Source organism: Deinococcus marmoris DSM 12784, from assembly GCF_000701405.1.
In the GTDB taxonomy this organism is placed as follows: Bacteria; Deinococcota; Deinococci; order Deinococcales; family Deinococcaceae; genus Deinococcus; species Deinococcus marmoris.
Genome location: NZ_JNIV01000052.1, coordinates 23465 through 32348, shown reverse-complemented (window position 1 = coordinate 32348; position 8884 = coordinate 23465). Strand labels below are relative to the sequence as shown.

Sequence of the window (8884 nt, the reverse complement as noted above, 5' to 3'; positions counted from 1 at the left end):
AACGAAGACGGTTCAAGTGGCATTCTGTATTTATGCAGCGATGACAGCAGTCTGACCGCAAATGAAACCCTTGCGATCTATCAGAAACGATGGCCCGTAGAAGAATTTCACAAATCACTCAAGCAAAATGCCTCTCTTGGGAAGTCGCCTGCCAGTACACCTGCATGTCAGATCAAACACATTCTCTGTTCATTCTACGGACATATCAAGCTGGAAAAATTGAAAATCATCCGCAAGGAAAATCACTTTGCGATGCGAACAAAGATGTATATCGCCGCTCTTAAAACTTCATACGAGGAATTACAAAGGCTGAGGCAGCAATCCGAGAATTTTCAAAACTCTGCCGCGTAAGGTCAGATGTTAAGTCACTGCTTAGAAAATATGACACAAAGGACGGCCTGGCAGAAAAAATAATCAAAGAGCTGGACGAGATCCATGATGAAGCTTTTCATGAAATTCTTGAAGTTCCTATGATGGTGACTCTATTATTTAGGTCTTTTGGATACTCAGAAGAAGTGCCAGCGAAGAGATATCAATTCTATAAGCAAGTATACGAAGCTCTATATAACGGTCATGACCTTACGAAAGAGGGCTTCAAAAGAAATAAAAAATGTGGTTTAGATATAGACGAATTTCAGAATATTCTTAGGTCAATAGCATTTAAATCTGCAAAAAATGGGCCTTCATATTCGCGGGAAGACATTATACATAATATAGGCAATGCTCTTGATAAATTTGGATATGTATAGGTAAAAGCCTCAGCGTTCTTAGACGATATATTACAAGCGGTTCCATTGTTTAGTGACGAAAATGTTGAGATTAGGTGGATACACAAATCTCTTCAAGACTATTTTGCAGCATCTTATGCAGCTTTCGTAATATCCGAGAATCAGAGAATTACTTTTGAAAAAATGTTTAATAGTAGCAGATCTTTTTATTATGCAAATATTATTGAGCTAGCCTATGATATGAAGCCACATGTCATAGAAGAAGCAATAATCATGCCCTATCTGAATGAATATTTGGTCTATTCGGAAAAATGTAGTCAAACTGATCTACCAAAATCAATATGTGATGGATTATACCAAAGAATTTATATAAAAGCTGGAATCTCTCATGATGAGTACAGAGATAAGGAAAGATTTACCAAATTTGTGGAATCAAATATATCAAATATTGAAAATGAGATTGGAAACGGAATACCTCGGATTAGAAAACAGATGATACAATCATCACTGGATAGTACTCATTACCTTATGGCAGAGAGAGCGTCGCGTTGGATATTAGATTTTATTGGCAGGAAATATAAAGGACTATTTACCGAAGAAGACCGAAGCGCTGTTGGAAATGATTCAGGCGACGTGTTGCTTGGAGACGTTATTGTGAGTCACGAATCTGCATTAGCTGGAAAGCATGAGTGTATTCAGGGTATTAAAAATATATCTTCATCGCTTTTTAATGATTATGACGATAATGAGCCATTAATTGGACCCTTCGAAATCAGCAATCAGCGAGTTCAAGAAGTGATTAGTGCAATTAAGGTAAAAATAGACTCTATGAACGAACAAGAGGAGTTTTAAACCGCTGAACTTCCACCCTCTCCCCATTCGGCCCCTGCGCGTAGAAGTGGTAAATCCCGTACTCGGCGTGGTGCTTCGGCGCGGTCTCTGCCGTCACGCCCGCCGCCATCAACCGCTCGTAGACGCCATCCACGTCGTCTATTACCAGCGTTAGGACCACACTGGGCGGCAGGGCCACGCTACCGCGCTCGCAAAAGCCCAGGAAACCGCCGCCTGCTACCGCGTAGATGTGGCACGTCCCCTGGTCCCGCACCAGCGTCAGCCCCAGCGTGCCGACATAGAAGTCGTGCGTGGCGGCCAGATCGGCGGTGGGGTAGAAGCCGATAAAGGCATCAAAGGTGGGGGACATGGGGAAAGGATAGCGGGTGGGGGCGGAAGTGGGAACGCAGCCCCGCCCCCAGCACTTACCGCCGTGCCTGCATCTGCCACGCCGAAAGGGCCGCCCGCGCCACGGCCACCTCATCCCAGGGAATCGTCTCATGGGCGCGTTCCAGCGTGTCTTCCGGTCCCTTGCCCGCCAGCAGCACGGTGTCCCCTGGCTGCGCCTTCCCGATGATCCAGGCAATCGCCCCCGCCCGGTCTGGAATGGTGGTGAAGTTCGTGCGCCCACCCTCCCGCGCCCCGCGTTCCATCTCGCGCAGAATGTCGTCCAGCGGCGTGTCGCGGCAGTCCTCCTCGGTGAAGACGGCGTGATCGGCCAGCCGCGCAGCCACCTCGCCCAGCGGCGCACGCTTGCCCGGATCGCGCGGCCCCCCCGCCGAGCCGATCAGCACCCACAGTCGCCCCGGCGTGGTGGTCCGCAGCGTGGTCAGCGCCTTTTCCAGACTGGGAGGCGTGTGCGCGAAATCCACGATCACGCGCGGGGCCGGGTGTTCAAGGGCAGGGCCATCGCCCGCCAGCAGTTCCATGCGCCCCGGCACCCCCCGGAAGGAGGCCAGCCCCGCCACCAGTTGCTCCGCCGTCGCTCCCAACTGCGCCGCCGCCGCCATGCCCGCCAGCGCATTCGCCACATTGAAGCGCCCGATCATGGGCAACTGCGCCCCAAATTCGCCCAGCGGAGAGGTCACGCGCCAGCTCAACCCGCCCGCGCCTTCCTGGATGTCGTGCGCCGTCCAGTCGGCCTGCTGGCCCTCGGCGCTGTAAGTGGTTTCCTGCGGGGCCAGACCGGTCAGCCGCGCCGTCCACGGATCGTCCGCGTTCAGGACCGCGAAGCGGGCGCGTTCCACCAATTTGCGTTTCTCGGCAAAGTAGTTCTCCACCGTGCCGTGAAAATCCAGGTGTTCGCGGCTCAGGTGGGTCCAGACCGCCACGTCCCAGTCCACGCCGCGCACCCGCTCCAGCGCCAGCGCGTGGCTGCTGGCTTCCAGAACCACGGCGTCCGCGCCCACCGCCACCATCTCGCGCAGGGTGCGCTGGACCTGTGGGGCCTCCGGGGTGGTGAAGTGCGCCGGGAAGTGCTGCAACTGGCCGTCCGGCAGTTCATAGCCCACCGTACTCAGCAGGCCCGTTTGCAGGTCCGCCGCCCGCAGCAGATGGCGGGTCAGCCACGCGGTGGTGGTCTTGCCGTCGGTTCCGGTGACGCCCACCACGCGCAGTTCCCGGCTGGGGTGGCCCTCGATGGCCGCCGCCGCGTCGGCCAGCGCCGCCCGCGCGTCCGGCACCCGCAAGTAGGGCAGGGAAGAGGTCATGCCGTCTGGTAAGCCTTCCCCCAGCACCGCCACTGCCCCGGCCTGCCGCACCTTCTCTATAAAGCTGTGGCCGTCGAAACGCGCCCCGCGAATCGCCACGAACACGTCCCCCGGCCCGGCCCAGTCGGCGTTGTGGGTCACGCCGCGCACGGGCGGGTCCGGCAGATCGTTGGCGGAAAGGTGGAGGGCGGCGGCCAGAGCTTGCAGACGCATGTGCCGAGCGTAGCAGGGGCGGGCGATCCGGGCAGCGGGCGGCCTGCGGCGCTGCATAGGCCCCGGCCTGTCCTCGCCTGCCGGACGTTTGGGCCTCATTCGTGCGGCGAGATCGGCAGGACTGGAGATTGCCGTTGCCGCACTTCCGCCAGCAGCCCTGGCAAAAAAGACGGTCAGCCTGCTGCCCTGAAGGCCGTGCTGGACGATCTCTTGTGAATATGGCATTTGTCCTTTAGACTTGTAACTGTTCTAGTAACGCATTGCTACACCGGGTTTAACGACTTGCCATCCTTCTGATTTCTGTCGTCTGGCAAGCCTTTTCTGCCACCATGAGCTGAACCTGACTGAACCTTGACAGTATTTTGAAAAGCTTTTACACTCTATGGAAATTAGACAGCTAAGTAAAAAGATCCAGAGGGGGTGGGGACCAGTAGGAAGCCTGGGGTAAGCCTGACGCAGTGTGTGGCGAACCACTTCTAGACGCATCAACGCAATCTGCCCTGGCCCAGACGGTCAGCCCGGAGGAAACATGACGACCACACCCACGCGCAACAACGTCCATCCCGTCGATGAAGTTCTGCCCGTTCAGAACATGATCGCCTTCGGCCTTCAGCACGTTCTGAGCATGTACGCGGGCATCGTGGCCGTGCCGCTGATCCTGGCCACCGCGCTGGGCCTGCCCCCTGCGGACCTCGTGCGTATCATTGGCGCAAGCTTTTTCATGTGCGGCGTCGCCACCCTGATCCAGACCATCGGCTTCAAGGGCTTCGGGGCCAAGTTGCCCATCGTGCAGGGGACCACCTTTGCCGCCGTGGCCACCATGATCGCCATCGGCAAGTCCTACGGGCTGCCGGGCATCTACGGGGCGGTGATCGCCGGGGGCATCCTGACCGTGCTGCTCGCGCCGTACTTCTCCAAACTGCTGCGCTTCTTCCCGCCTGTGGTGGCCGGAACCGTGATCCTGATGATCGGTGTGTCGCTGATGCCCGTCGCCATTCGCTGGGCCGGGGGCGGTAATCCTGCCGCAGAATCTTTTGGCAACCCGGCCAGCCTGGGCCTGGCGCTGCTGACCATGATCATCGTGCTGCTGCTCACCCGCTTCGGCAAGGGCTTCCTGAGCCGGGTCTCGGTGCTGCTGGGTCTGGTCATCGGGACCATCGTGGCGGCCATCTTTGGGCTGGCAAACTTCTCCGGCGTCGGCATCGCCGCGTGGTTCGGCTTCACCGCGCCCTTCCACTTCGGCACGCCCACCTTCGCCTTCGTTCCGGTGCTGTCCATGCTGCTGGTGATGCTGGTTGTGATGGTAGAGACCACCGCCGACATCCTGGCCATCGGTGAAGTGGTCGACAAGGACGTGGACGCCAAGATGGTGGCCGACGGCCTGCGCGCCGACGGTCTGTCCACCATGCTGGGCGGCGTCTTCAACGTCTTTCCGTTCACGGCCTTTGCCCAGAACGTCGGTCTGGTGCGCTTCACCGGCATCAAGAGCCGCTTCGTGGTGGCCGTTGCCGGGATCATCCTGATGCTGCTGGGCTTCATCCCCAAGCTGAGCGCGCTGGTGTCCTCGATCCCCCTGCCCGTGCTGGGCGGCGCTGGACTGGTGCTGTTCGGCACCGTGGCCGCCGCCGGGGTGCAGACGCTGACCAAGGTCAACATGAACGACACCCGCAACCTGACCATCGTGGCCGTCAGCGTGGCGCTGGGCGTCATTCCCTCCACCGTGCCCACCCTGTACGAGAAGCTCCCGGAGCAGGTCAGCCTGGTCCTGGACAGTGGCATCACCTCCGCCGCCATCGCCGCCATCCTGCTGAACATCTTGTTCAACATCGTGGGCAACAACACGCCGCACCCGTCCTCGCTGGCCGACTCCACGGGCCACGCGCCGGAAGCCAGGGATTTCCACGGCTGAAGCCAGAGAGAAAAAACAAAAGCCCCCTCGCCAGGAATGGTGGGGGGCTTTTGTTGTGTGCTGGAAGGATGCAGAGGCGTGATGCCGGGTTCAGGAGAGTTAAATTTCGGACGACAGGCCCGCCATGCCCCCCGCGATAAACTGCCCCAGCACTCGCGCCTGTGTCTTCCCCTTGGCCTGCACCTCCGCCTCACTCTGCTGCCCCCGTACCGCTTCCACTGCCGCCGCCTCCAGCAACAGCGTGATCAGGTGCAGGGTCTGGGGCTGGCGTGCCTCTGCCCGGCGGTAGGGCGTGGTCCATTCCTGCAACTGCCGCAGGAAGTCGGCGCGCTGCTCACGGAAGATCGGGCCGCCGCCGCTGTGCAGCAGGAGCAGCAGTTCGCGCTCGTGCAGCAGGGCCAGAAACAGGGCGCTGAAGGTTCCGGCGTGGAACTCTCCGGAAGCGGGCAGCAGGGGCCGCAGCCGTTCCCACATGGCGGGCAGCCGCCCGGCCAGCAGGGCGCGCAGCATGTCCTCCGTGGACGTGAAATAGCCGTACACCGTGGGCCGCGAGGTCTGGAGTGCACGGGCAATATCGTTCATGCCCACGGCTTCAAACCCCTTTTCGATGAACAACGCCGACGCAGCTTCCAGAATCTGCTCGCGTCGGTTTTCCGCACTCAGTCGGCGGGCGGGGGAGGGCGGATCAAGCGTGGTCATAAAGAGAGTCTAACATCTCATTGACGTTCTGTCACTTGACGAAGTGTCAATAAGAGAGGATAGTGGGGTCATTCGGGGAGCCGCGTTTTGCCCTTCAAGGAGCCTCCATGTCCAGATTGACCCAAGACTTCAAAATCCTGACCCCCGCCGAGCGCAGCCTGTGGCGGCATCCCATGATGTGGCTGTCTGCCGCCGCCATCGCCGTGGTGCCACTGCTGTACGCGGGCATTTACCTGGGCAGCGCGATTGACCCCTACGGCAATCTGAAAAACCTGCCCGTGGCGCTGGTCAATCTGGACACGGGAACCCGGAACCGGGGCGAGGAAGTCCGGCTGGGCGCGGAAGTCGTCAGGGATTTGCGCGACGATCCCAAATTCAACTACATGGGCTATCCCAGCGAGGCGGCGGCGCAGGAAGCCGTGCGGCGCGGCGACGCCTATTTCTCGCTGACCCTGCCCGCCGATTTCAGCGCTAGAGCAGTCACGGGCAGCAGCTCCAGCCACGGCCTGCTCAAGTTCTACGTCTCTGAAGGTGGCAGCTACTTCACCAGCCGCGTGGCCTCCACTTTTGCCACGACGCTAAGCGAGGAACTGAACCGCACGCTGGGCGAAAACCGCTGGAAAGTGGTGGGCGATTCGCTCAAAGACGTGCAGAAGGGGTTTAATGACATTCGCACGGCCACCGGAAAACTGCGTGATGGTGCCGCCACGCTGGAAGACGGCACGAAAGCGCTCAGGGGTGGGGCGGCTGATCTGGCAAGCGGGGCTAACAAAGCGGCAGATGGTGGCGCACAACTGACGGACGGGGCCAAGTCGCTGTCCACGGGTGTCGGTCAACTCATGGACGGCAGCGCCCAGCTCTCCAGCGGTCTGCGCCAGCTAGAGGCAGCAGCGCCCGGTCAGGCCCAGCTCGCACCGTTACAAGGTGGCGTGGCTCAGCTTCAGAGTGGGGCGGCCAAGTTGTCGGGCGGTCTGGATCAGCTTTCGGATGGAGCCTCTGCGCTGTCTGACGGCGCGAGAAAAGCAAATATGGGCGCGGCGCAACTGGCGGGCGGCAGCAAGGAATTGGCTTCTAAACTTCCCCAGCTTCAAAGTGGATTGGGCCAGCTTTCGGACGGCGCGAATCAGCTTTCGGCGGGGGCAAAAGCAGCCAACACCGGGGCCGGGAAAGTGGCTGCCGGGAACAAGCAGCTCGCGGGCGGCTTGAAAGACCTGTCGGGCGGCTTGCAGCAGGCCACAGATGGGGCGAACAAGCTGAATCAGGGGGCTACCGAACTTGCTGCCGGAGCTGGCGCGTTGAATGATTCTGTTAAAGATCAGGCCCTCCCCAATGAACTTAAAGGCGGCGTCGCGCAGATCAACAGCGGGGCCACGGGGGTCCAGGCAGGCAGCAACAGCCTGAGTAGCGCCCTGCCCAAACTGGCGGACGGAGCGCAGAAAGCTGCTGTCAGCGCCGGACAACTTGCCACTGGGGCAACTGATCTGGCGGCAGGCACAGCAAAAGTGCAGACGGGCGCGGCATCTCTTGTCACGGGGCTGAAGGATGCTTCCGCTGCCTCCACAACCGCCGTGAAAGGCGCGCAGCAACTCAGCGCCGGGGCCGCGCAACTTACGGCAGGCACAGCGCAACTCCAGAGCGGGGCGGTGACACTGGCCCAGAAATCCAGTGAGGTGGCGAAAGGGGCGGCTGACCTGAGTGCGGGTGCAACTTCACTGCAAAACGGCGTGAATACCCTCGTTGACGGCAACCTGAAGATCAAGGATGCGCTGGGCCAGATCACCACGCAACTGCCCGCGCAGAGCGATCTGGATAGCCTGAAAACTGGAGCCTCAACCCTGGCTGCGAAATCTGGTGACTTAAGCAACGGTTTGAAAACGCTGAGCAGCGGGGCCACCAAGCTTCAGACCGGGGCGACTGATCTGGATGCCGGGGCCGTCAAACTGCGCGACGGGCTGAACACCCTTTACAGCAAGATTCCCGCCGACACCGAACAACTCGGCGGCGATCCGGCGGGCCTCAGCGCCAGCGTGCTGCCCGTGACCCAGACCTTTGCGCCCGTCAAGAACAACGGGGCCGGGTTCGCGCCGTATTTCATGGCCCTGAGCCTGTGGGTGGGTGTCACACTGACCACCTTTATTTTCCCGTATAGCCAGTTGCCCCGCAGTGGACGCGGCACCTCGCAATTTGCGCGGATGCTGCGCAAGGCCGCCGTCCCCGCCGCGCTGGTCTGCGTTCAGGCGCTGCTGGTGGTCTGGGGTGTGCATGCGCTGGGCGTGGAATTCCTGCATCCGGCGCAGGTGATCGCCACGGCGCTGGCCTCCAGCCTGACCTTCCTGACGCTGGTGCTGGCGCTGATCTTCCTGTTCGGCGCGGCGGGGCGGCTGATCGCCCTGGTGCTGCTGGTGCTTCAGCTCGCGGCGTCGGGGGGTAGCTATCCGGTGGAACTCTCGCCGTCCTTCTTCGGGGCCATCCATAACTTCGTGCCCGTCACGCAGAGTGTCAATGCCTTCCGGCACGCCCTCAGCGGCGCGTTTCAGGGCAGCTACGCCACCTTCATGCTGATTCTGCTGGGCATTGCCGTCCTCAGCGTCGGCGTGGGCTTGCTGGGCCGTCGCCGCTGGGAACTGGTGGCCGACAACGACTTTAAACCCCTGATCACCTCGCCGCTGGTGTCGGAGGAAGTGCATCACGAGAAGGAGGAGATGGCGCGGGGATGATTTGATCGGGGGTGAAAGGGAGGCTGCCACGGTTTAACCCCTCCGCCCCTTCGGGGCACCTCCCCTCAAAGGGAGGCA

Annotated in this window: 6 protein-coding genes and 1 pseudogene; 4 read left to right on the top strand and 3 right to left on the bottom strand. The window is 60.0% G+C overall.

The annotated features are described in order from the left end of the window. Together Q319_RS27915 and Q319_RS27165 are read left to right on the top strand one after the other, a co-directional pair. A pseudogene (locus Q319_RS27915) lies at positions 1 to 351 on the top strand (IS701 family transposase); the annotation flags it as partial. 443 nt (positions 352 to 794) lie between these two features. Beyond that, entirely contained in the window at positions 795 to 1580 is a 786-nt protein-coding gene (locus Q319_RS27165) for a hypothetical protein (RefSeq protein WP_211252367.1), read from the top strand. Here the strand turns inward: Q319_RS27165 and Q319_RS0113315 are convergent. Next, positions 1555 to 1929 carry a VOC family protein gene (locus Q319_RS0113315; RefSeq protein ID WP_029482981.1) on the bottom strand — a complete coding sequence of 125 codons (375 nt, stop codon included), beginning with the start codon at positions 1927 to 1929 and terminating at the stop codon, positions 1555 to 1557. The genes Q319_RS27165 and Q319_RS0113315 overlap by 26 nt on opposite strands. Before the next feature lie 55 nt (positions 1930 to 1984). Beyond that, positions 1985 to 3481 (bottom strand): UDP-N-acetylmuramoyl-L-alanyl-D-glutamate--2,6-diaminopimelate ligase, encoded by a 1497-nt coding sequence (locus tag Q319_RS0113310; protein WP_029482980.1) that lies wholly within the window; start codon positions 3479 to 3481, stop codon positions 1985 to 1987. 529 nt (positions 3482 to 4010) lie between these two features. On the opposite strand from Q319_RS0113310, the gene Q319_RS0113305 reads away from it, so the two are divergent. Continuing rightward, on the top strand, positions 4011 to 5390 hold the full coding sequence (locus Q319_RS0113305) for a nucleobase:cation symporter-2 family protein (protein WP_029482979.1): 1380 nt from the start codon (positions 4011 to 4013) through the stop codon (positions 5388 to 5390). A 99-nt stretch (positions 5391 to 5489) separates the two neighbouring features. Here the strand turns inward: Q319_RS0113305 and Q319_RS0113300 are convergent, their stop codons facing one another. After that, positions 5490 to 6089, bottom strand: a complete 600-nt coding sequence (locus Q319_RS0113300) for a TetR/AcrR family transcriptional regulator (protein WP_034415048.1) — start codon at positions 6087 to 6089, stop codon at positions 5490 to 5492. 107 nt (positions 6090 to 6196) lie between these two features. Here Q319_RS0113300 and Q319_RS0113295 point away from each other — a divergent pair, with 107 nt between their 5' ends. Next, positions 6197 to 8806, top strand: coding sequence for a YhgE/Pip domain-containing protein (locus Q319_RS0113295; RefSeq protein ID WP_029482977.1), 2610 nt, complete (start codon positions 6197 to 6199; stop codon positions 8804 to 8806). Positions 8807 to 8884 lie beyond the last annotated feature (78 nt).